The organism is Subtercola sp. PAMC28395, from assembly GCF_018889995.1.
GTDB lineage: Bacteria > Actinomycetota > Actinomycetes > Actinomycetales > Microbacteriaceae > Subtercola.
This window is the reverse complement of record NZ_CP076547.1, coordinates 621,151-641,494: the sequence shown is the minus strand read 5'-3', so window position 1 is coordinate 641,494 and position 20,344 is coordinate 621,151. Positions and strand designations below refer to the sequence as shown.

Below are 20,344 nucleotides of genomic sequence, written 5' to 3'. Positions count from 1 at the left end.
TGGCGTTCACCGCCGGGGGCCGCGGAGCAATACCATGTGGTCAATCGCCAATGCTGCCAGGAGACCCGAATGACCGACAACACCACCGACGGCGGCCTCGACGCCATACCGACGGCCGACAACGACGCTGTGACGGGCTCGAACCACGCTGGCGCCCCCGCGGGACCGCTCGTTGTCGAGACCGGTTCGATCATCGACGACCCCGGGATGCTCGGAATGCCACACCGCGGGTTCGGCTGGGGGTATGTGGTCACCCTCGGTGTGCTCGGGGCGCTCGCCACCGGGCTGGCCATCTACAACCTCCGCACCATCGTCTTCTCAGTCTTTCTCGCTCTATTCGTGACCGTCGGGCTCGACCCGCTCATCCGCTGGTTCGAGCGGCGAGGCTTCAGCAGGGCGTGGGCGCTGGTCACGGTCATCCTCTTGATCGTCGCTGTGTTGGTGACGGTGATCTGGGTGATACTGCCGTTGATCATCCAGCAGGTCAGCCAGCTGGCGACGTCTATCCCGGCGGAGATCACCCGGCTACGGGATGAAGGGTGGTTCGACCAGACCAACGAAGCCAGCAATGGAGTGGTTGGCGCGATTCTCAGCTGGGTTGCGAAAGAAGCGAGTGACCCGCAGGTGTGGGTCACCGTCGGCAACGGGCTCGTCGGGCTCGGGCTCGACATCGCCAACGCCATCACCTCCGGCTTCTTCATCGCGATTCTGACGATCTACTTCGTGGCGACCTACGATGCAACCAAGGAGGCGGGATTCAAGCTGGTCGCAGCGTCGAAGCGGGCGTCGTTCGAGAAGTACACCAACCAGATCCTGCGCAACGTCGGCAAGTACCTGAGCGGCATGGTGATCCTCGCGTTCTGCAATGCGGTCTACAGCGTCGTGCTGCTCTCGATCGTGGGTGTGCCGGGAGCGTTCATCATCGGAATCGCAGCATTCTTCATCACGCTGATCCCGCTGATCGGCACGGTTCTCACCACGGCCGCTATGACCGTCATCGCGTTCATCCACTCGCCACTCTCCGCGTTGATCGTTCTGATCTTCATGCTCATCTACATGCAGGTCGAGGCATATGTGCTGACACCCAAGGTGATGAGCAAGGCTGTGTCGGTCCCCGGTTCGGTGGTGCTGATCTCCGCCCTGGCCGGCGGAACCCTGTTCGGACTCGCCGGAGCACTCGTGGCCATCCCGATCTCGGCCGGTGCGATCCTCATCATCAAGGAGGTTGTCATGCCGCGGAGGGAACGCGCGTGAGTACACCACCCAAATCCAGCAGAGAACTCTGGTGGGACGCGCGCACCGCGTGGCCCATGACGGTGCTCTCTGTCGTCTTTCTCGGCGTCTACTCGCTCGCGATCCTCTGGGAGTCGGCGCCTCGGGATGCGGTGATCGGACTGCGGGTCTCGATGATCGTGATCTGGGTCGTGTTCCTTGCGGACTACGTCGTGCGGGCAGTGTTGAGTGCACGCCCGCTGACATTCGTCGCGACCCACAAGGTCGATGCGCTCACGGTGATCGTGCCGTTCCTCCGACCGCTGCGCATCCTGCAGTACCTTCAGAACCTCTCGTATTTCCGCCAGGCGAGCGGCGCTGCGGTGCGCACCCGGATCCTGATCGTCGCCGGCGGCTACGCAATTCTCTTCGTGTGGATGATCGCCCTGCTGGAGCTGAACGTCGAGCGGCACGCCCCCGGCGCAACGATCACTTCGATCGGCGATGCGCTGTGGTGGGCGTCGGTGACCATCACGACCGTGGGGTACGGCGACACGTACCCGGTGACCCCGCTTGGACGAGTACTCGCCATCGTGCTGATGGCAGGCGGCCTGGCGATCGTCGGCACGGTCACCGGCACGATCATCAGTTACATCGGTGAGCGGATCAAGCTGCCGGGCGTCAGCACGACGAAGTCGACCGACCAGAACTGATCACCGGGCGCGGATGGCCGCGACGGCGCGAGCGACGAGGGCAAGCGGGGCGGCGTCGATCGAGAGATCGATGCCCCGTTCATCCGGTTGCAGCGGCTCGAACGCCGCCAGCTGCGAATCGAGCAGCGCCGGGGGCATGAAGTGGCCGGCGCGACCGGCCAGTCGTTCGGCGAGGAGCTCACGCGAACCGGTGAGGGTCACGAAGAACGTGTCGGGCGCCGATGCCCGGATCTGGTCTCGATAGCGCCGGCGCAGTGAGGAACACGCCATGACCAGGCCATCGTTCTCGGCAGCCCGCATGGCCTGGCCGATGCTTTCGAGCCAGGGCTCGCGATCCTCGTCGGCGAGGGGTGTGCCGCCCGCCATCTTGGCCACGTTCGCCGTCGAATGGAGCGAATCAGCGTCGACGAATGGCACACCGAGCTCCAGGGCGAGTGTTTCGCCGACCGTCGACTTGCCCGAACCGCTGACCCCGGCGACGATGACGAGGTCTGACACCTAGAGCTGGCCCTGTACCTCTGTGCCCGCTGGAATCGGGACGAGGCGGGTGACAACGACGGGTTCGGCCAGCAACCCCGCGAGCGATGAGTTCAGACGTGCAACGGGTTCACCGGCACCGTGTCGGTCGAGCTCATCGACCGAGCTCCATTTCTCGAGCATGACGATCGTGCCGTCGGGGGCGTCATGGATGGCGTAGAGTTCGCAACCCGGCTCGTCGTGCACCTCCGCGATCGCGATGGAGAGTGCTTCGATGAGTGCGTCGCGCGCACCCGTTGCCGGCGTGAAGACGGCGGTGACGACAATGGGATCTGACATGGGGAGATTCTTGCATGGATGATCGGTCGATGCAGCGCGTCCTTCGGGCTACGGCGAAACCCTGTCAACGACCGGGGGCGGTCGACGTCTGCTTCGTCTCGGAGGCCGCGCCCGCCGAGTAGTCGAGCGACTGCCGCACCACAAGACGGGGTGTCAACAGCCGATGCCTCGATTCGGCTGGAGGGAGGCCGTCGCCCGGCTTGAGGGTGGGCGCATCGAATCCGCCGACCAGAAGCTCGAGAACCCCAGCGGCGACCTCGGCCAGCGGCTGTTCGACGCTCGACAATCCCACGGCTGCAGCCACAGGTGTGTTGTCGTAGCCGGTGACGGCAACCCCGCGCTCGTTCGCCATCATCGCGCCGAGGGCAAGTGAGTCGCTGGCGCAGACCACCGCATCCAGTGCTGGGTTCGCAGCGAGGAGCTCGGACATCGCGGCTCGGCCTGAGGCCACTCCATCGTCGATTGCCACTTGTAGTGCGGCGAGTTCGACGTTCGACAGAGGTGTGCCAGAGCCCGCCATGGCCTCGAGCCATCCGCGCCTGCGGTCGTCGCCGGTGCCCGACGGGCTCGGCCAGCCGATGTAGCCCACCCGCGGCCCGGCTGTCGCGAGGGCGTGGGTTGTCGCTTCACGTACGCCCGAGCATCCGTCGACGTCGACCCAGAGGTGTTGCGGGTCCTCCATGTCGTCGATGCCCCAGGGGCGCCCGAAGGTCACGAAGTCGTGCCCATTGGCGATGAGCCAATCGGTGCGCGGGTCGCCATGAAAGGTGGAGGTGAGCACGAAGGCATCGACGTCAGCACCGTCGAGCAGACGCCGGTACTGCGTGATCTCGTCGTCGGGGTCAGAAGCGGTGAACAGCAGGATGCGCAGGCCGTACGCGGCTGCCTGCTCGGTCAGCGCGTGCAGAAAGCGATCGAGAACCGAACCCGAGATGCCGTCGACCATCGGGTCTAGCCGGATGCCCAGGGTCGAGCTCTTGCGGGTGCGTAGCCGTCGCGCCGAGGCGTGCGGGCGGTATTCGAGGGTGTCGATCGCCCGCTGCACACGCTCTCTGGTGTCAGGTCGCACGATCGCGGGCGTATTCAGAACGTTCGACACCGTCTGTTTCGAGACCCCTGCGGCCTCTGCGACGTCGGAGATGGTGGCGAGCCGCTTCATGACCCCCATCATGCCATCATCGAGCCTTCGATGCTTGGATCGATCAAATCGATTTCTTGACAATGCGGCGGGGGCGAGGTTAACGTGAATGCACAGCAATTTGATCGATCAAATTTTGCGGTCGCAGACGACTGCCGATCGACCAAGGCCGGGTATCCAAGGAGAAATCATGCAAAGAAGCAAGAAGATGTGGGCCGCCCTCGGCGCACTCGCCACGATCACCGCTGTCGGCCTGGCCGGCTGCAGCGGGTCGAGTTTCAGCGGCGGCAGCGCAGGCGCCACCCAGAACGCAGGCTCGCCCCTCACCGTTCTGATCGGCTCGAGCGGTGACGCCGAGACGAAGGCCGTGACCGACGCGGTCGCCGCCTGGTCGTCATCGTCAGGAACGACCGCCACCGTCAGTGCGGCCTCAGACCTCAACCAGCAACTCGCCCAGGGCTTCGCATCGGGCAAACCCGCCGACGTGTTCTACGTCTCGACCGATGCGCTCGCCGGCTACGCAGCAAACGGGTCACTGCTTGCCTACGGCGACAAGCTCGCAAACAAAGACGACTTCTACCCGACGCTGGTCAGCTCGTTCACCTACGACGGCAAGTTCTACTGCGCACCGAAGGACTTCTCGACCCTCGGCCTCGAAATCAACACCGACATGTGGGCGCAGGCCGGCCTGACCGATGCAGACATCCCGAAGACGTGGGACCAGCTGAGCGCGGTCGCGGCCAAGCTCACCACGGCCGACCACGTCGGCCTCGCCTTCTCGCCGGAATACGCCCGTCTCGGTGCCTTCATGGCACAGGCCGGTGGTGGGCTCGTCAGCGCCGACGGCAAGACAGCCACCGCCAACAGCGCAGCGAACGTCGCCGGGCTCCAGTACGTGAAGTCTCTGCTCGCGAGCGGTTCGGCCAAGACCACCAAAGACCTCGGCGCAGGCTGGGGTGGCGAGGCCTTCGGCAAGGGCCTCGCAGCGATGACGATCGAGGGCAACTGGATCGGCGGCGCAATGAAGAGCGACTACCCGGCCATCAAGTACACGGTCGCACAGCTGCCAGCTGGGCCGGCCGGCCAGGGCACACTCCAGTTCACCAACTGCTGGGGCATCGCTGCCGACAGCCAGAACCAGGACGCTGCACTCAAGCTCGTCGAACAACTCACCTCCACCGACCAGCAGTTGTCATTCGCCAGCGCATTCGGCGTGATGCCGTCTGTGCAGTCGGCAGCCGACAAATGGAAGGCGGCCAACCCCACCTTCGCACCGTTCCTCGAGTCGGCCGACTTCGCTCAGGGTGTACCCACGGCGAAGGGTGCCTCCGATGTGATCACCGATCTCAACTCGCAGCTCGAATCCATCGCAACGGGTGACCCGCAGGCCATTCTCGACCAGACCCAGAAGAACCTCGAAGCGGTCGTCGGCAAGTAATGTCCGTCACCTCCGGGTCGAAGGCCACCACTTCGCGTCGCGCCGCAATCGCGGGGCGCGAAGGGGTGGCCGGGTGGCTCTTCACTCTGCCGATCATCGTCATTCTCGGCCTCTTCCTCGTGGTGCCTGTCGGTATGGCGCTCTGGGTCAGCTTCTCTGACTGGTCTGGCAGGGGCAGCCCCTTCTCGGGCGATGTCAGCTTCATCGGGTTCAATAACTACCAGGACCTGCTCGGTGGTGGCGGGCTCGCAGAGCGGGACTTCGGCATCTCGCTGCGCAACAATGCCTGGTACGTGCTGCTGGTCGTGCCCCTGCAGACGGCGGTCTCGCTCTTCCTCGCGGTCATGGTCAACCGGGCCATCCTGCGCGGCCGGGGTTTCTTTCGCACCGCCTTCTACTTTCCTTCGGTGACGAGCTCGGTTGCCATCACCGTGCTCTGGCTGTTCCTGTTCGGAGCCACCGGTGCCGTCAACAAGCTGCTCTCCTACCTGGGGGTCAACGGGCCCAACTGGTTCGCAGACCCGTCGGGAATCGTGCACAACTTTCTCGCGCTGTTCGGCGTGACCTCGGGCCCCGCCGTGCTGACCGACAACACGGCGCTGGGCGTCTCCTACTGGGACTGGCTGTCTGGCCCGTCTGTTGCGATGACGGCCTTCATTCTGATGGCGATCTTCACCACCAGCGGAACGTTCATGCTGCTCTTCATTGCAGCACTGCAGAACCTCAGTGGTGAGACGCAGGAGGCGGCAATGATGGATGGCGCGAACGGCTGGCAGCGTTTCTGGCGGGTGACCCTGCCGCAATTGCGACCCGTGCTCTTCACCGTGCTCACTCTGGGGCTCATCGGCACCTGGCAGGTGTTCGACCAGATCTACACCGGCACACAGGGTGGCCCCGGCAAGACCACTGTCACCCCGGCGTACCTCTCCTATACCTCTGCTTTCAGCAACCAGGAGTGGGGCAAGGGTTCGGCGATCGCGTTCATGCTCTTCGTCATCATCGTCGTTCTGACGCTGGTTCAACGGTGGGTGCTGCGCGAGCGCGGCGTCTCCAGGCGACGCATGCGGGCCTACCTCCCTGCAGCATCAGAGACGAATTCCTCGGCTGCAGCCGTTGCCGCCGTCGCCGAGAAGAAAGACGAGGTTCGCTGATGAGTGCAGCTGTCGCCCCGAGCATTCCCGCAGTGGCGCAGAAGGCTCCGCGGCGCCGCCGCTCAGGCCCGGGTCGCAAGGAGCTGATCGCGCGGTCGGTGGTCTTCGCCATTCTGATCGCGATTGCGGTCGTCTACATCTTCCCGTTCCTGATCAACGTCGCGACCTCGTTCAAGACCGACGCCGAAGCCGCGGCCAACCCGCTCTCGCTTGTGCCGCAGACGTTCACGACGGCTGCCTACGAGCGACTATTTCTCAGCTCGGACTTCCCCGTCTGGTTCAAGAATTCGGTCGTCGTGACCCTCTTCGTCACGGCGGGCCGGGTGTTCTTCGATTCGCTCGCGGGTTACGCCCTCGCACGGCTCCGTTTCCGCGGTCGCAACCTCGTCTTTCTGGGGCTCATCGCCGTGATGAGCGTGCCGGGCGTCGTTCTGCTGATTCCGAAGTTCCTCGTCATCAACCAGCTCGGCATGTACGACTCGTATTCGGGCATGATCATTCCCTTGTTGGCCGACGCGGCCGGCGTCTTCATCATGAAGAGCTTCTTCGAATCGATCCCGCCGAGCGTCGAGGAGCAGGCGAAGATCGACGGCGCCGGTGTCTTCCGAACGTTCTGGTCGATCGTTCTTCCCATGGCGCGGCCGGCGCTCATCACCATCATCATCCTGTCGTTCCAGGGGTCGTGGAACGAACTGACGCACTTCATCGTGTCGACGCAGTCCCCGGCCCTCACCACTCTGACGAAGGGTGTGGCCTCCCTTGCAAGCGGGCAGCTCAGCCAGGGTTCGCAGTACCCGCTCAAGCTCGCCGCGGCCGCGGTCATGACCATCCCGGTGGCGATCGTCTTCTTCATCTTCCAGAAGCGCATCCTCAATGCCAGCGACGGCGCGGTGAAGGAGTGAGGTAGCGCCGACCCTGGCGGGCTGCGCACGAGCCCCCCCGCACGCCGCGCGCGCCGATTTCTGCCGCCACCCAGACGATTCCCGCCGCATCAGAACAGCCGTTCCCTGAAGGAGACGCTCTCATTCCCGCACAAGCCGCTTCACTCCAGCCCCTGCTCAACGACGACCTCGTTCTGCTGAGTGCACCCACCCAGTTGTGGTCGAGCTCCGATGGTGAGGTCGGCAGCAAGCCGATCCACGGCTTCTACCACTCGGAGTCACGGGTCTTCTCCTCGATCTCGCTCACCGTCGGTGGCGAGGTGCCGGAGCCCATCGCGCAACACCTGCGCCGCGCTGGCGCCGCGTCGTTCGTCTCACTCCTCCGACGACTCGACGGCCCAGGGGCCGACCCTCGAGTCAGGCTCGACCGCGCCCGCGTGATCGGCGACGGCACCCTCAGGGAGACGCTCACGCTCACCTCGGCGCGTGCGGCGGAGATACAGACCGTCATCCGGATTGACCTCATACCCGATTTCAGCGAGATCCAGCTGGTGAAGGCAGGCATTTCGGGCGAGGGCTCGAAGTACTCGATCAGTCGGACCGGAGACGGCGGAGGTGGGGCCGCACCAAACGGTCAGCAGCCACGAAACGCAGAGCCCAACGACGCAGAGCACGGCGGCACCGGTTCGGGCGTCGAGGGGTGGAGCACGCCGGTCGTCCTCACCTCCGGGAGTATCACGGCCCGGGTCCGAATACTCAGTGAGGGTGCCGATGACGCGTCGATCACGGTGCCGGGCGATGACTCGCTCACACTCCAATGGTCGATCCGACTGCCGGCACACGGCTCTGTCGCTCTCAGCTGGTCGGTCGACGTCGTCGACGAGGCAGCGGTGGTCGAAGGCACAGGCGAAGTGACTGCGGGTTCCGAGGGGGTGCTGCCGGTCATCCGGAGCGGTGACAGCAGGCTTGCCAACTGGGTCATGCGCGCGCTCGACGACGTGCACGGCCTGCGCATGGTGACGAAGGCGCTTCCCGATGAGCCGTTTCTGGCAGCCGGTGCACCGTGGTTCTTCACGCTCTTCGGCCGTGATTCGATCTGGGCGGCGCGCTTCATGCTGCCGTTCGGCACCGAGCTCGCGGCATCGACGCTCCGTGTGCTGGCGGCCCTGCAGGGAACGGCAGAGGTGGCCGACACGGCAGAACAGCCGGGCAAGATCATGCACGAACTGCGCCCGGGGGTGCTGAACATTCCGGGCGAAGACGTCTCTCTGCCACCCCTGTATTTCGGCACGGTCGATGCCACCCCTCTGTGGATCGTGCTGCTGCACGACGCCTGGAAGTGGGGGCTCGCCGACGCCGAGGTCGAGGCGTTGCTACCGAACCTCGTCGCCGCCCTCGAGTGGATGCGCGACTACGGCGACAGCGACGGCGACGGCTTTCTCGAGTACGTCGACACCACCGGTCACGGCCTGGCGAACCAGGGCTGGAAGGATTCGGGCGACTCGATCCAGTGGCGTGACGGTTCTCTGGCCGAGGGCCCGATCGCGCTCTGCGAGGTGCAGGCCTACGCCTATGAGGCTGCTGTCGGCGGTGCCGCACTGCTTCAGCACTTCGGCCACGACGCCAGCCCATGGCTCGACTGGGCCGACGCTCTGAAGGCCCGCTTCGACGCCGCGTTCTGGATCGACGACCCCGACGGCGCGTACCCGGCTGTGGCGCTCGACGTCAACAAGCAGCGTGTCGACACGGTGACGAGCAACATCGGTCATCTGCTCGGCACAGGCCTGATTCCGGATGCCCGGGCGGGCCTCATCGCACGCCGGCTGGTCTCACCCGACCTCAGCTCAGGTTTCGGCCTGCGCACGATGTCGGCAGACTCGGCCGGGTTCTGGCCGCTCAGCTACCACGGCGGGTCGGTGTGGACGCATGACACCACCATCGCAATTTCGGGCCTGGTGCGCCAGGGGTTCACTGCTGAGGCGGCGGTGCTGATCGAGGGCCTCCTCGCCGCGGCTGCGGGGTTCGACTACCGGATGCCCGAGCTGCACTCCGGCGACGCGCTGGTCGATGTCGGGAGCCCGGTCGCGTATCCGGCTGCGTGCCGGCCGCAGGCCTGGTCCGCGGCTGCGGCGGTCAGCGTGCTCGCTTCGGCTCTCGGGCTCGAGCCCGACGCGCAGGGTGGTTCGCTTGCTGTTCGGCCGATCATTCCTGTCGTTGCCGGCACTCTTCATGTGGAGGGCCTGCGATTCGCGGGATCACCGCTCGGCGACCTCGACGTGGATGCCGATGGCGTGGTTGTTGGACGCGCCTAGCGGCGTGGCGATAAGGTTCGAACATGTCAATCATCTTCATGACCCTGCACGTTGTCGCCGCCGTCTTCATCGCCGGGCCGCTGGCCATTCTGCCCATGGTGGGGCTTCGCGCAGTCCGTGAGGGCAACACCGTCCAGGCGGCCAGTCTTGCGAAGTCGACTTCGCTGCTCAGCTGGCTCTCGCTGATCATCGTCGTGCTCGGCTTCGGCGCGCTCGGCATGAGCGACCCCACAGACAACTTCTCGTTCTCTGACACCTGGGTGTGGCTCTCGATCGTGCTCTACGTCGTCGCGTTCGTGCTGACCATGTTCGTCGTCGTTCCGGCGCTGCGAATTGCGGGCGAGGCCCCCGCAGTCGCAGGCGACGGCACAGTAGTCGCCGCCGCCAAGCCGGCGGGGTACTCGCGCATCGCCATGGGCTCGGGCATCTCGACGCTGCTGCTCGTGGTCATCACCGTGCTGATGGTCGCCAAGCCCTGATCTCTGGCTGAGCTACTGCGCTTGTCAGCCGGTCTTGCCGGTGGGGATGAGTGTCAGGGCGAGCTTGGGGCAGAGCGCCACTGCGTCGTTGGCGGCGTCGAGACTGCTCTCGCCGATTCCGACGTCTGACCGCGAAGCCGATTTCGTCGCCAGCGGGTAGCCCCAGCGATCGCGCGTCAGCTCGCGGGGGAGAAGCTCTGTGCAGAGCCCGCGGCCGTCGCACCTGGTCCAGTCGATGTGCAGCCGGGCGGCAGGAGGGCGTGTTCCGGTCGAGCCGAGTGTTCGTGCGGCCATGATCGTCGTTCCCTTCTTCTAGCGTGACTGCCGGGTGCAGCGACCCGACAGGTGGTGGTTGGCGTCGTCGGCGAACACCGACAGCGCACTCAACGCGAGACGGGCCGTGCCGTCGGGGTGGTGGCATGAACCGCGGCCGGCGACCGTGTCGCTGAGCTCACGGAGCTCCCGTCGCAGGTTGGGGTCCCGATGCCCGGAGGCGATGCGGGTCAATACGCCTGCCATGGCGGGCAGCCCGAACATGCATGGCCCGCACTGGCGCGCGGACTCGTTCGCCAGGTACTGCACGATGTCGGCGGTCGCCTGGAGCCCGCAGCGCTGCTTGCTCAGAACATAAAGAACTCCGGCGCCGGGGTGCCCGCCGAGCGGGGCGAGCGCCGCAGCCGAGAGTTCCACTCCGAGGTTGTCTGCAGCGACCCAGGTGCCGTGGTAGCCCCCTACGAGCACGGCGAGAACGTTCGAGCGGTCGACCCCGCGCGTGGCGAGAATGTCACGCAGAGGAGTGTCGCCCGCAACCTCGGTGACGCCTTCGTGCTGCACGTCTCCTGACACGGTGACGAGACGGGTGCCGGGGTCACGATCGCTGCCGATACTGCGGAACCAGCGTGCCCCGTAGCGCGCGATGAGGGCGATGTGGGCGAGTGTCTCGACGTTCTGAACGATCGTGGGCCGCTTCTTGAGACCCGAGTCGCTGAGTCGCCTGATGCGGTCGGTCGGCAGCGCGATGCCGTTCTCGATGGCGTTGACCACAGCGCTCGCCTCGCCGGAGATGAACGATTCGGCGGCTTCGACGAGCACGATGTGCCGGGCATCCGGTCGCTCATTCAGTGCGTGCTGCACTGCTCGAAAGTTCTCGGCCACGGTATAGAGGTACACCTGCGATGCCTTGATGGCTGACGCGGTCGCCAGCAGCCCGTCGATCACGAGGTGGGGCGAATTCTGCAGCAGGGTAGCGTCTTTGGTGCTGCGGGGTTCGCCCTCAGCGCCGTTGGCGATCACGATCGGGCTGCTGCGCAGTACCCGGTCTGCCCGGGCTTCGTCGGCAGCGGCGAGCTTGCGCCAGGTGGCGAAGCCGGCGCCGCCGCGGCCGGTGAGCCCCGACGCCTCGAGAGCCACGAGCAGGGTGTTGGTGATCGTCTCGGTGGCGAGCGGCCCGTAGCTGCGCAGATGAGCAGCGTGGCTGGCTGCGGCGCCGGCGACGAAGAGACGGTTGGTCGTCGCGGGAGGCGTGACGGCCTGCACGACAGGCACTGAGCGGGTGGCAGACATCAGGCGCTTTCTTGGCGGAGTCGGGCGGATTCGACAAAACGGGACGACAGTCGCCAGATGAGGGCGGTGCCCACGGCCAGCGTGCAGACCGCGGCGAGCAGCAGGAACCAGCTGCTGGTGCCGTCGGTGCCGTTGCCGATGGAGTGAACCATGGCGATCGGCCACATGGCGTAGCTGAACCAGTGCACCGCCCTGAACACCTTCACGCCGAGGCGTTGCCGCAGCAGGCTGGTGACGATGATGGCGATCAGCAGGTCGACAGCCACGGTGCCGAGACCCTGCCAGAACGGCTTGTACGAGCCAATGAACGGCACGAGAATATCGGTCACGTTGAGCTTGGCGTACGAGTCGAGCAGCAGCGAGCCCACGTGCAGCAGAATGAACACGCTGCCCACGAGCGACACGTTGCGGTGAACCAGGGTCACCGAGAAGCGCGGCAGGCCCGGTAGCAGACGACCCGATCGCGTGATGATGCCGAGCACGATCGACGCCGTGAAGAGGATGAGGGCGACGACGCCACTGGCGCGGCCGAAAGCCCAGAGTGCCTCATCCATGGTTCACCAGTTCTTCTGTCTGTGCGGTCTGTGCGGTCTGTGCATCGTCGTCTGCGGCGGGCCACGAGCCGGTCGTGATGGTGCGGCCGGCCTGGTCGATGAGCCGTGCATCGGCATGGATGCCCGTGAGCCACTCGGTCGCACCCTGGCCCTTCACGACCGCAGCCGTGCTCAAGGCGTTTGCTGCGAGGCAGCTTTCGGCGACCACCGTCACGCTGCGCCAGACGGCGACGACGGGCAGCCCGAGCCGAGGGTCGAGAATGTGGTGTACCTGGCTTCCGTTGGTCGCCCATCGGCGCTTCTGCGTACTCGACGTCGCCATGCCGAAGCCGCCGGCGAGGGTGACCTGTTGGCGGGGGTCTTCCGGCAGGTCCTGTACTTCGATCTGCCAGCCGCCGTCGGGAGCTGTTCCTGCCGTGGCGATGTCGCCGCCGAGGCAGACCAGGGCGCCACAGCCGAGTTCGTCGGCAATGCGGGCGGCCGCGCCGTCGGCAGCGACGGCCTTCGCGGTGGCGCCGAGGTCGAGCAGGAGGTCTTGCGGCACGGTGAGGTGCGAGCCGGTGAGGGTGACGCGCTTGTAGCCCGGCGTGCGCACGGTTGTCACGGTCGTGATGACCGGCGTGAAGGGGGCCGGCGCAGGCAGGGCTGTGTGGGCATCGTCGCCGCGGGCATCCAGATCACGGGCCCGATCGCGGGCACGAACGAGATCGATGTCGGTGTCGTAGCCGAGCGCGATGAGGTCGTTGCCGAGTGTCGGGTCGACCGCACCATCGGTCTGCTCGGCTGCGTCGAGGGCTGCGGCGACGAGCGCTGCGAGGGTATCGCTGACGTCGGTGCCCGCCGGGAGCATCGGGGCGAGGAGCGAGATCTCGGAGTCGGTACGGAACCTGCTGCAGGCGTCGTCGACGAGGCCGGTGACCTCGTGCACGATGGCGGTGGCCTGCTCGAGCAGTTCAGGGTCTGTGACGACGACGGAGGCGCCGGTACTCCAGAGCTCCCATTCCGCGTGTGCCGTCGGCATCAGGAGCCCGAGGATTTCGCTTGCGGGGCCTGCTGAACGGGAGCCTGCTGCACAGGCGCTTGCTGAACGGGGGCCTGCTGCACGGGAGCGGGCTGGGCGGGTGCGGCTTGCGCAGGTGCGGGCTGCACCGTGCCGGGGGCGACAGTTGCGGCAGGGGCGGGTGCGGTGGTGGCCGCCGGGGCCGAGGTCTGGGCCGGCTGCGCGACGCTCGCCTGCGCCTTCTCTGCGGTGGTCGCGGTCCAGAGCACCGCAGAGCCGACCGCTGTGACGGCGAAGCTCCCGATGCCGACGGCGGCAGTGATTCCCAGTGCGCGGCGCTTGCCAGTGGATCGGATGCTCATTGTGCGCCTCATTTCGTAGGGAGAAGTTCGTGACTATCTCTACGATCCCCGACGTTTCTTCCAGCTTTCTTAGACATTGCTCTAACCGGCGGCGTCTTTCAGGGTTTCACCGGAAACGCTCAGGCAAGGGGAAAGCGAACGACGACGGTGGCACCGCTGCCGGGAACGGGAGGCTCGATGCTCACACTCCCGCCGTGGCGGGCGGCTACGTCGGCGACGAGTGCCAACCCGAGGCCGTAGTGCCGGGGCTGTTCGTCGTCAGGAGTCTTCTCTCGAGAGCTCGCGAACCGTTCGAAGGCGCGGTCATTGATATCGGAGCCGAAGCCGGGCCCGTCGTCTGTGACAGTCACCACAGCTTCCTTGGCTTGCACGGCGACTGTCACCGTGACAGCCGATTCGGCGTGGTCCAGCGCGTTCGAGACCAGCGCGGTGAACAGCCGGTGAATCGATACGGCAGTGCCGGCCACGGTGATGGTCGGCTGCGATGAGGTGATGGTGAGCGTCATGCCCCGGCCCGCAGCATCCGCCTGCAGCGCGGCGATTGCGATTGTGCCCGCTTCGACGAGATTCAGGGGCTGCTGCTCAGTCGTCTCACGCGGATCGGCGGCAATCAACAGGTCTTCGAGTATCTCCGAGAGCATCCGGGAATCCTGCACGATCTCGTCGACTGCGGCAGAGGTTGCCGGGCCGTCGCCCGAAGGAGCGTTGTGCAGGGTTCGCTTCAGCAGTTGGGCCCGGGTACTGAGCAGCGTGAGCGGAGTTCGCAGTTCGTGGCTGGCATCGGCCACGAACCTCCGCTGAAGTGCGAGCGCCTCGGCGAGGGGCCGCATCGAGCGACGGGCCATGAGTGCCGAGATGACTCCAGCTGCGGCGCTCGCCACCACGCCTGCAATCACCAGGGCGATGAGCAGGCGTTGCAGCTCCTCCTGATTCTCCCTCTGGTCGATCGCCACCTGGATCACGCGGTCTCCGTCGGAGTCTTTGGCCGTGCGCACAGCGTAGGTGTGGCCCTCGCTCGAGACCTGTTTCTGGAGGACCCCGCCTTCGGCAGCGACCTGGCTGATCGCATCCGTGTCGGGCAGGCCCGCTGGCATGTCTCGTGAAACCTGCAGACGGCCGCCGGCGTAGATAGCCAGCAGCACGCCTGAGCCGTCGTCGGTCGACAGGGAGTGGCCAGCGTCGGCGAGTGTGCGTTGGTCGGATTCGGACTGGCTCGTACTGACGATGAAGTAGAGCAGCCCGCCCATGGCAACGAACAGCACCACGATCAGAGCCGTGAACTGCAGGGCGAGCCGAAGCGCTGCCCGCCGCAGGTCGGCGCGGTCGCGCCTGGACATGCTCTGCCCAGTGGTGCTCCGCGTCTTTCGGAGTTTCGCCATCACGACACACTCCCGAGCCGGTAGCCGATGCCGCGAACCGTGACGATGCAGCTGCGGCCGAGCTTCTTGCGCAGGTAGTGAACGTACGTGTCGACGACGCCCTCGTCGTCTGCGTCAGGAAAGACGGAGTCGAGCAGATCGACGCGCTCGAAAACCCGCTCGGGTCTGCGTGCCAGTCTCTCGAGCAGGTCGGCTTCGCGCTCCGACAGCGCGACGACCTCGCCGGAGACAAGAGAGACGGTGCGGGCTTCGGTTTCGAGGGTGCCGCCGGGCACCCTCAACGTGGGCACCGTGGTCTCGTGGCGGCGCAGAAGGGAACGAAGCCGAGCGAGCAGTTCGTCGATGTCGAAGGGCTTGGCGAGGTAGTCCTCTGCACCCCTGTCGAGCCCCTCCACCCGGTCGGCGGGGTTGCCGAGGGCCGAGAGGATGAGCGTCGGGGTGAGTACTCCGCTGTGCCGGAGCTTGGTGAGAACATCCAGCCCCTCGATGAGAGGGAGGCCCCGGTCGAACAAGAAGAGGACGAAGGGCTGCGTGAGGCCTTCGTGCAGGGCGCGCTGGCCGTCGCGCGCCGAAACCACGTCGTACCCCTCACTGGCCAGCAGCTCGCTGAGCATCGCGTTCAGCCGAGCGTCGTCTTCCACAACAAGGATTCGCGGCTGATGTTTCATGCTCGAAGTATAGGGAGCCTGCTCGTGAGGTAAGGCTTGCCACCCTAGCGCCGGGGCGGAGTCCTGTCTATCGTTTGAGTCATGACGACCGCATCTGCCGAGCAATCCGCGTTCAGCCAGCAACCCAACGAGCCGCACACCAGCAGCATGGCGGGGCGCCTGAACTGGCTTCGCGCGGGCGTTCTCGGCGCGAACGACGGCATCGTCTCCGTCGCTGCGATCGTGGTCGGTGTCGCCGGTGCCGGCGCTTCGACCCCCGCGATTCTCGCGGCGGGAACCGCTGGCCTCGTCGGTGGTGCCATCTCGATGGCTCTCGGTGAGTACGTCTCGGTCAGCAGCCAGCGCGACAGCCAGCACGCCCTCATCGCCAAGGAGCGAAAAGAGCTCCTCGAAGACCCCGAAGGCGAGCTCGAGGAGCTTGCCGCCCTCTACCGAGCCGAGGGGCTGTCGGCCGACACGGCCATGAGGGTGGCGAACGAGCTGACGGCGAAAGATGCTCTCCGCGCGCATCTGTCGATGGAACTCAACATCGACGAAGCCGATGTCGCGAGCCCGTGGGCTGCTGCCGGCGCCTCGGCGCTGGCCTTCATCATCGGCGCGATCCTGCCGTTCCTGGCGATCCTGTTGCCCCCGGAGAACATTCGAGTGCCCGTCACGTTCGTTGCGGTGATCCTGGCGCTCGCGGCCACGGGCATCATGGGTGCCCGCCTCGGCGGGAGCCCGGTTCTGCGGGCCACCTTCCGCGTGGTGATCGGCGGCGCGGCGGCGCTCGTCGCAACGTTCGGCATCGGCCTGCTGCTCGGTACGACCGGCGCGGTCTGATCGACGACTGACGCGCACGCCATAGGGGTTCGTCGCGGGTCTGACGCTCGGGCGGATGGCGGTGGCCAGAGTCAGGTGGAGGGCATTCATGCTCAGTGACGTACAGCTGAAACGGCGTTACGCAACCACGGTGTGATCAGAAGCTCACCGTTCGCGTCGACCGTCAGCGCCTCTACGCCGAACTGCGCCGTCGCGTGGTCGAGGGTCTGCTGCCCACCCGAGAGAATGGCCGTCGCCAGAACGTCGGCTGTGACGATGTCTGAGGCGAGAACGGAGACCTGGCTGAAGCTCTGCCGGGCATCCGTTCGCCAGACGTGCTCACCGCGTTCGGCGGTTCCCGAGGTCGCCAGGGCTGCGCGGGTCTCGTCGAGTTCGAAACTGCAGAGCAGCGCCGAGCGATCGAGGGGGTCGACGATGCCCACTCGCCAGGCTCGGCCATCACCCTCGCTGCCGACGCGGGCCAGTACGTCGCCGCCCGCGTTGAGCAGCCAGCCAGCGCTGCCGGCCGCATCGAGAATCTCGCCCGCGGCCTCGATCGCCAGCGCCTTGACGATGCCCGAGAGGTCGATCACTCCGTCTGGCCGATGCGCGGTGAAGGCCCCACCCGTGGCGTTGCGCCAGTGCACTGCACGTTCGTAGGCGTCGCGCACCGCTTCGCTGCTGTGTGCCAGCGTCAGCTCACCGCACGCGATCCGCGAGAGTTCTGAGGCGGGGTTGTAGAGGCTGAAGGTCGTGTCGGCCGTTCTGAAGACGTGCTCGACGTCGTCGAGAACCGAGCGCGCGACGGTGCGCTCGTCGAAACGCAGGCTCACCACCGTGCCCATCGTCTCGAAGACGTGTTGCATCAGAGCCCGGCCTGGTCGAGGGCAGACTGTACCGACTGGAGGTACCCATCGCTCGTGTAGGTCGCCCCGCTCACCGATGCGACGTTCGCCGACTGGGCAGACAGTACTTCACTTCGCAACACCGGAGCGGCCCGTGCGCTGATCTGCACCGATCGCCCGCCGTCGTCGGTCAGTTTCAGTGCCGTGACATCGGTGATCTTTCCGCTGTTCACGGTGATCTGCACCTGGATCGTGCCGTACCGCGTGCTGATCAGCGAGCCGGTGAAGTTCTGATCGACCGCAGGGGGAGCGGGGGCGGGAGCCGGGGCGGGTGCGGCTGGAGCAGGTGCTGCTGCAGCTGGCGCAGGGTCGGCGGGTGCAGCGGGAGCCGCTGCCGCAGCGCTCGGTGTCGCGGCAGCAGTTGCCGGCGTCGCCGGCCCAGCGGTCTGCGCGGGCGTCGGCGTAGGGGTGGCTTTGGGCGCAACGGTCGGTGAGGTGCTCGGCGTGGCGCTTGCCCTCGGCGTGCTCCCCGCTGACACGGGCGCAGCATCCGAGAGCGTGGTGGTCGCTGTGTCGTGAACACCGATCTGCCAGCCGACGGCCAGCACGGCCGCCGATGACACGATCGACCCGAAAACCGCTCTCTTTCTCACGAATCGAACCTTTCCAGGTGAATCTGCCGGGCGGGTAGCCCGGCTGCACGGGCATCCCGAACCACCAGGTCGGCCCAGTTCTGGGGCCCGCAGATATAGAGGTCGGATTCGTGCAACTGCGGGAAGACCGATTCGAGCGACACACCATTGGCGTATGCCGACGCCGACATCCACGTCTGCGCCTGGTGCGGCCGCTTGCCGACCATCGAGAACGCCGCAGACCCCGAATTCGTCGCGAGCGTGGCGATCTCGTTCCAGAGGTACTGCTGCGATTCGTCTGAGGCGCGCAGCAGAATCGTCGCCTCGCCCGCGCGCAGCCGGGCGTGCTCGAGCATCGCGCGAACCGGGGTGATTCCGATCCCGGCGGTGATCACGGCCAGGTACGGTGCCGTTCTGGCGGTGTCGGTGAAGACGCCGTACGGCCCCTCGATCGACACGAAGGTCCCCGGGCGCAACCGGCTGATTCGAGCAGTGCCCTTACCCAGGTCGCGCACGGTGATGCGGGCCGAGTTCGCCGTCGGCATCGCCGAGAACGAGATGGGGTGCGCGTGCCACCACGTGCGGCCGCTCCAGAATCTCCAGACCGCGTACTGGCCACCCTTCACCTCGAGCCTCTCGAGCTGCTTGCCCGAGAGCTGGATCGACACCACGCCCGGCGCGATCGTCTCGACGCCGGTCACCCGCAGGTCATGACGCACCGACCGGATGATCGGCAGAGCGAATCGGTAGACGAGTACGGCCCCGAACGCGATCACATACAGCGCGATCCAGTAGACCCGTTGAAGATTGCCCTCGGCGAGCACGCCGCCGATGCTCAGCTGGTGGGGCAGCGCCACGAGCACGGCGATATAGCTGAGCAGGTGGATGAGGTGCCACGCCTCGTAGGCAAAGTGCCGCCGCACAGAGATCACCGAGGTCACGACCACGACTATCAGTAGGCCGAGACCAACATAGGAAAGGAGAAGGTCGTTGCTGGTCGTGAGAAAGGAGATCGTCTCGGCCACGACGTTGGTCTGGTCGGCGAGCGAGTACCCGATTGTCAGCAGCACAGCGTGCGCAAGTAAGAGGTACAGAACGGGCTTGCCGAGCGAGCGGTGCAGCGCGATGGCGCGGTCCTGGCCCACTGTGCGGTCGACCCACGGAACGCGGGCCGCGAGCACAAGCATCACCAGAATGAGGTCGGTGCCGGCCAGCCCCGTCACGATGCCGAGGGCCGTGATCGCTCCCGCCGGTGTGCCGAACTCGGTCGTGCCCGCGTACGCCAGATAGAGGGCAATCGAGACGGCGACAGAGACCCAGCAGAGCACGCCCATGACGTCGGCGGCCGCCGCCCGCTTGCGATAGTTGCGCGAGCGGGTTCGCCTGGCGACGATTGCAGTCACAGCGCACCTTTCATGAGCAGCAGGAGGGGAAGCGGCGGCGGTGGCGCAGGGTCACGGAGCCCTGTTCGTGCCCCTGACCTCACGCTAGGGCCGAATACTTAGAGCTTTCTTAGAGGTCGCGCCGTTAGGTCATGGTCGTCGGTCTGGTCGGGTGTCCCAGCGGTAGCGGGTCCAGGCTTCGCGGATCAGTCGTCTGGTGGTGATGATCGCGGCCGCGAGGGCGATGAACGCGTCGATCACGCGGGTGCGGACCTCGGTGCAGATCTGGAGTTTACGGAACCCGCGGGTGTGCCACGAGTTCGTGCGTTCCACGACCCATCGGGCTCCTGTCTGCAGGGGTGTGCCCTTCTTGCTGATGACGTAGTCGCAGCCGAGCGTGTCGAGCAGGTCGCGGGTCTTGCCAGAGTCATAGCCGGCGTCCAGGTGAACGGTGATCCGTTCTGGGAGGTCGAATCCGAACCTGCCCAGCGTGTCCAGCGTGGGCGCCAGCAGGGGTGAGTCGTGACAATTCGCGCCCGCGATCACGCAGCCGAGCGGGATGCCTTTCCCGTCGACGAGGAGGGAGCGTTTCGTGCCCTGCTTCCCGCGGTCTACCGGGGATCGGCCGGCCGCTTCGCCGCCGCAGGGTGCTTTCACGATGCACCCGTCCACCGACAGATCTGTCAGTTCGAGGCCGATCATCTTGTCGTAGGCGTTCAGGCAGATCTGCTCCAGCTCGGCGAAGACCCCGTGCATGATCCATTCGTCGCGTCGGCGGCGGATTGTCGTTGCTGAGCAGCTGCTGTCGGCGATCTTGACGTACGCGGCGCCGAGCACGAGGACCTGCACAAGCTTGTCGAACACGATCCGGTCCGGCACACGAGGCCGGTGGCAGCCGAGTGGGTGCTCATCAGCTACCGGTGGGATGAGCGCTTCGAACTGGTGCCAGATCGGCTCAATGATCGATGATGGAACGGCGGGCACGAGGACTCCGGTTGACGCACGAGATATTCACACA

At 66.1% G+C, this 20,344-nt stretch carries 22 protein-coding genes; 8 read left to right on the top strand and 14 right to left on the bottom strand.

Annotated elements, in window-relative coordinates; all coding sequences use genetic code 11:
- Positions 1-69: 69 nt before the first annotated feature.
- The gene (locus tag KPL76_RS03075; RefSeq protein ID WP_253202135.1) at positions 70-1,254 is read left to right on the top strand and encodes an AI-2E family transporter; all 1,185 of its coding nucleotides are present in this window, start codon (positions 70-72) and stop codon (positions 1,252-1,254) included.
- On the top strand, positions 1,251-1,925 hold the full coding sequence (locus KPL76_RS03070; protein ID WP_216335067.1) for a potassium channel family protein: 675 nt from the start codon (positions 1,251-1,253) through the stop codon (positions 1,923-1,925). Before KPL76_RS03075 ends, KPL76_RS03070 begins: the two co-directional genes overlap by 4 nt.
- On the opposite strand, the gene KPL76_RS03065 is transcribed toward KPL76_RS03070, so the two are convergent.
- The 3 genes from KPL76_RS03065 to KPL76_RS03055 all read right to left on the bottom strand — a co-directional run bounded on the left by KPL76_RS03065 (position 1,926) and on the right by KPL76_RS03055 (position 3,900).
- On the bottom strand, positions 1,926-2,423 hold the full coding sequence (locus tag KPL76_RS03065; protein ID WP_216335066.1) for a gluconokinase: 498 nt from the start codon (positions 2,421-2,423) through the stop codon (positions 1,926-1,928). It lies immediately after the preceding gene.
- The gene (locus KPL76_RS03060) at positions 2,424-2,741 is read right to left on the bottom strand and encodes a putative quinol monooxygenase (RefSeq protein ID WP_216335065.1); all 318 of its coding nucleotides are present in this window, start codon (positions 2,739-2,741) and stop codon (positions 2,424-2,426) included.
- A gap of 64 nt (positions 2,742-2,805) precedes the next feature.
- The gene (locus tag KPL76_RS03055) at positions 2,806-3,900 is read right to left on the bottom strand and encodes a LacI family DNA-binding transcriptional regulator (protein WP_216335064.1); all 1,095 of its coding nucleotides are present in this window, start codon (positions 3,898-3,900) and stop codon (positions 2,806-2,808) included.
- A 169-nt stretch (positions 3,901-4,069) separates the two neighbouring features.
- Here KPL76_RS03055 and KPL76_RS03050 point away from each other — a divergent pair, with 169 nt between their 5' ends.
- The 5 genes from KPL76_RS03050 to KPL76_RS03030 all read left to right on the top strand — a co-directional run bounded on the left by KPL76_RS03050 (position 4,070) and on the right by KPL76_RS03030 (position 10,140).
- Positions 4,070-5,317, top strand: a complete 1,248-nt coding sequence (locus tag KPL76_RS03050) for an extracellular solute-binding protein (RefSeq protein ID WP_216335063.1) — start codon at positions 4,070-4,072, stop codon at positions 5,315-5,317.
- Complete coding sequence (locus KPL76_RS03045; protein WP_216335062.1) at positions 5,317-6,468, top strand: carbohydrate ABC transporter permease; 1,152 nt, start codon at positions 5,317-5,319, stop codon at positions 6,466-6,468. The genes KPL76_RS03050 and KPL76_RS03045 overlap by 1 nt, the downstream gene beginning before the upstream one ends.
- On the top strand, positions 6,468-7,370 hold the full coding sequence (locus tag KPL76_RS03040; protein ID WP_216335061.1) for a carbohydrate ABC transporter permease: 903 nt from the start codon (positions 6,468-6,470) through the stop codon (positions 7,368-7,370). The genes KPL76_RS03045 and KPL76_RS03040 overlap by 1 nt, the downstream gene beginning before the upstream one ends.
- A gap of 122 nt (positions 7,371-7,492) precedes the next feature.
- Positions 7,493-9,661, top strand: coding sequence for a glycogen debranching N-terminal domain-containing protein (locus tag KPL76_RS03035; protein WP_216335975.1), 2,169 nt, complete (start codon positions 7,493-7,495; stop codon positions 9,659-9,661).
- Between the two features lie 23 nt (positions 9,662-9,684).
- Positions 9,685-10,140 carry a DUF2269 family protein gene (locus tag KPL76_RS03030; protein WP_216335060.1) on the top strand — a complete coding sequence of 152 codons (456 nt, stop codon included), beginning with the start codon at positions 9,685-9,687 and terminating at the stop codon, positions 10,138-10,140.
- Between the two features lie 24 nt (positions 10,141-10,164).
- Here KPL76_RS03030 and KPL76_RS03025 read toward each other — a convergent pair whose 3' ends face one another.
- The 7 genes from KPL76_RS03025 to KPL76_RS02995 form a co-directional block, all read right to left on the bottom strand.
- Complete coding sequence (locus tag KPL76_RS03025; protein ID WP_216335059.1) at positions 10,165-10,434, bottom strand: ferredoxin; 270 nt, start codon at positions 10,432-10,434, stop codon at positions 10,165-10,167.
- A gap of 18 nt (positions 10,435-10,452) precedes the next feature.
- The gene (locus KPL76_RS03020; RefSeq protein ID WP_216335058.1) at positions 10,453-11,703 is read right to left on the bottom strand and encodes an NADH-ubiquinone oxidoreductase-F iron-sulfur binding region domain-containing protein; all 1,251 of its coding nucleotides are present in this window, start codon (positions 11,701-11,703) and stop codon (positions 10,453-10,455) included.
- Positions 11,703-12,257: a ferric reductase-like transmembrane domain-containing protein gene (locus KPL76_RS03015; RefSeq protein WP_216335057.1), complete on the bottom strand. Its 555-nt coding sequence runs from the start codon at positions 12,255-12,257 to the stop codon at positions 11,703-11,705. Before KPL76_RS03015 ends, KPL76_RS03020 begins: the two co-directional genes overlap by 1 nt.
- Positions 12,250-13,278, bottom strand: coding sequence for an FAD:protein FMN transferase (locus KPL76_RS03010; protein ID WP_216335056.1), 1,029 nt, complete (start codon positions 13,276-13,278; stop codon positions 12,250-12,252). The genes KPL76_RS03015 and KPL76_RS03010 overlap by 8 nt, the downstream gene beginning before the upstream one ends.
- Positions 13,278-13,619, bottom strand: a complete 342-nt coding sequence (locus tag KPL76_RS03005; RefSeq protein WP_216335055.1) for a hypothetical protein — start codon at positions 13,617-13,619, stop codon at positions 13,278-13,280. Before KPL76_RS03005 ends, KPL76_RS03010 begins: the two co-directional genes overlap by 1 nt.
- Positions 13,620-13,738: 119 nt before the next feature.
- Positions 13,739-14,998, bottom strand: coding sequence for a HAMP domain-containing sensor histidine kinase (locus KPL76_RS03000; protein WP_216335054.1), 1,260 nt, complete (start codon positions 14,996-14,998; stop codon positions 13,739-13,741).
- Entirely contained in the window at positions 14,998-15,666 is a 669-nt protein-coding gene (locus tag KPL76_RS02995) for a response regulator transcription factor (RefSeq protein ID WP_216335053.1), read from the bottom strand. Before KPL76_RS02995 ends, KPL76_RS03000 begins: the two co-directional genes overlap by 1 nt.
- Before the next feature lie 81 nt (positions 15,667-15,747).
- Between KPL76_RS02995 and KPL76_RS02990 the strand changes: the two genes are divergently transcribed.
- Positions 15,748-16,488, top strand: a complete 741-nt coding sequence (locus KPL76_RS02990) for a VIT family protein (protein WP_216335052.1) — start codon at positions 15,748-15,750, stop codon at positions 16,486-16,488.
- Between the two features lie 92 nt (positions 16,489-16,580).
- Here KPL76_RS02990 and KPL76_RS02985 read toward each other — a convergent pair whose 3' ends face one another.
- The 4 genes from KPL76_RS02985 to KPL76_RS02970 all read right to left on the bottom strand — a co-directional run bounded on the left by KPL76_RS02985 (position 16,581) and on the right by KPL76_RS02970 (position 20,310).
- On the bottom strand, positions 16,581-17,333 hold the full coding sequence (locus KPL76_RS02985; RefSeq protein ID WP_253202133.1) for an FAD:protein FMN transferase: 753 nt from the start codon (positions 17,331-17,333) through the stop codon (positions 16,581-16,583).
- A complete protein-coding gene (locus KPL76_RS14675; protein WP_253202132.1) occupies positions 17,333-17,965 on the bottom strand; it encodes an FMN-binding protein in 633 nt (210 codons plus the stop codon). The genes KPL76_RS02985 and KPL76_RS14675 overlap by 1 nt, the downstream gene beginning before the upstream one ends.
- Positions 17,962-19,347: a ferric reductase-like transmembrane domain-containing protein gene (locus KPL76_RS02975; RefSeq protein ID WP_216335051.1), complete on the bottom strand. Its 1,386-nt coding sequence runs from the start codon at positions 19,345-19,347 to the stop codon at positions 17,962-17,964. Before KPL76_RS02975 ends, KPL76_RS14675 begins: the two co-directional genes overlap by 4 nt.
- Before the next feature lie 129 nt (positions 19,348-19,476).
- Positions 19,477-20,310: an IS5 family transposase gene (locus KPL76_RS02970; RefSeq protein ID WP_216332239.1), complete on the bottom strand. Its 834-nt coding sequence runs from the start codon at positions 20,308-20,310 to the stop codon at positions 19,477-19,479.
- Between the last annotated feature and the right edge of the window lie 34 nt (positions 20,311-20,344).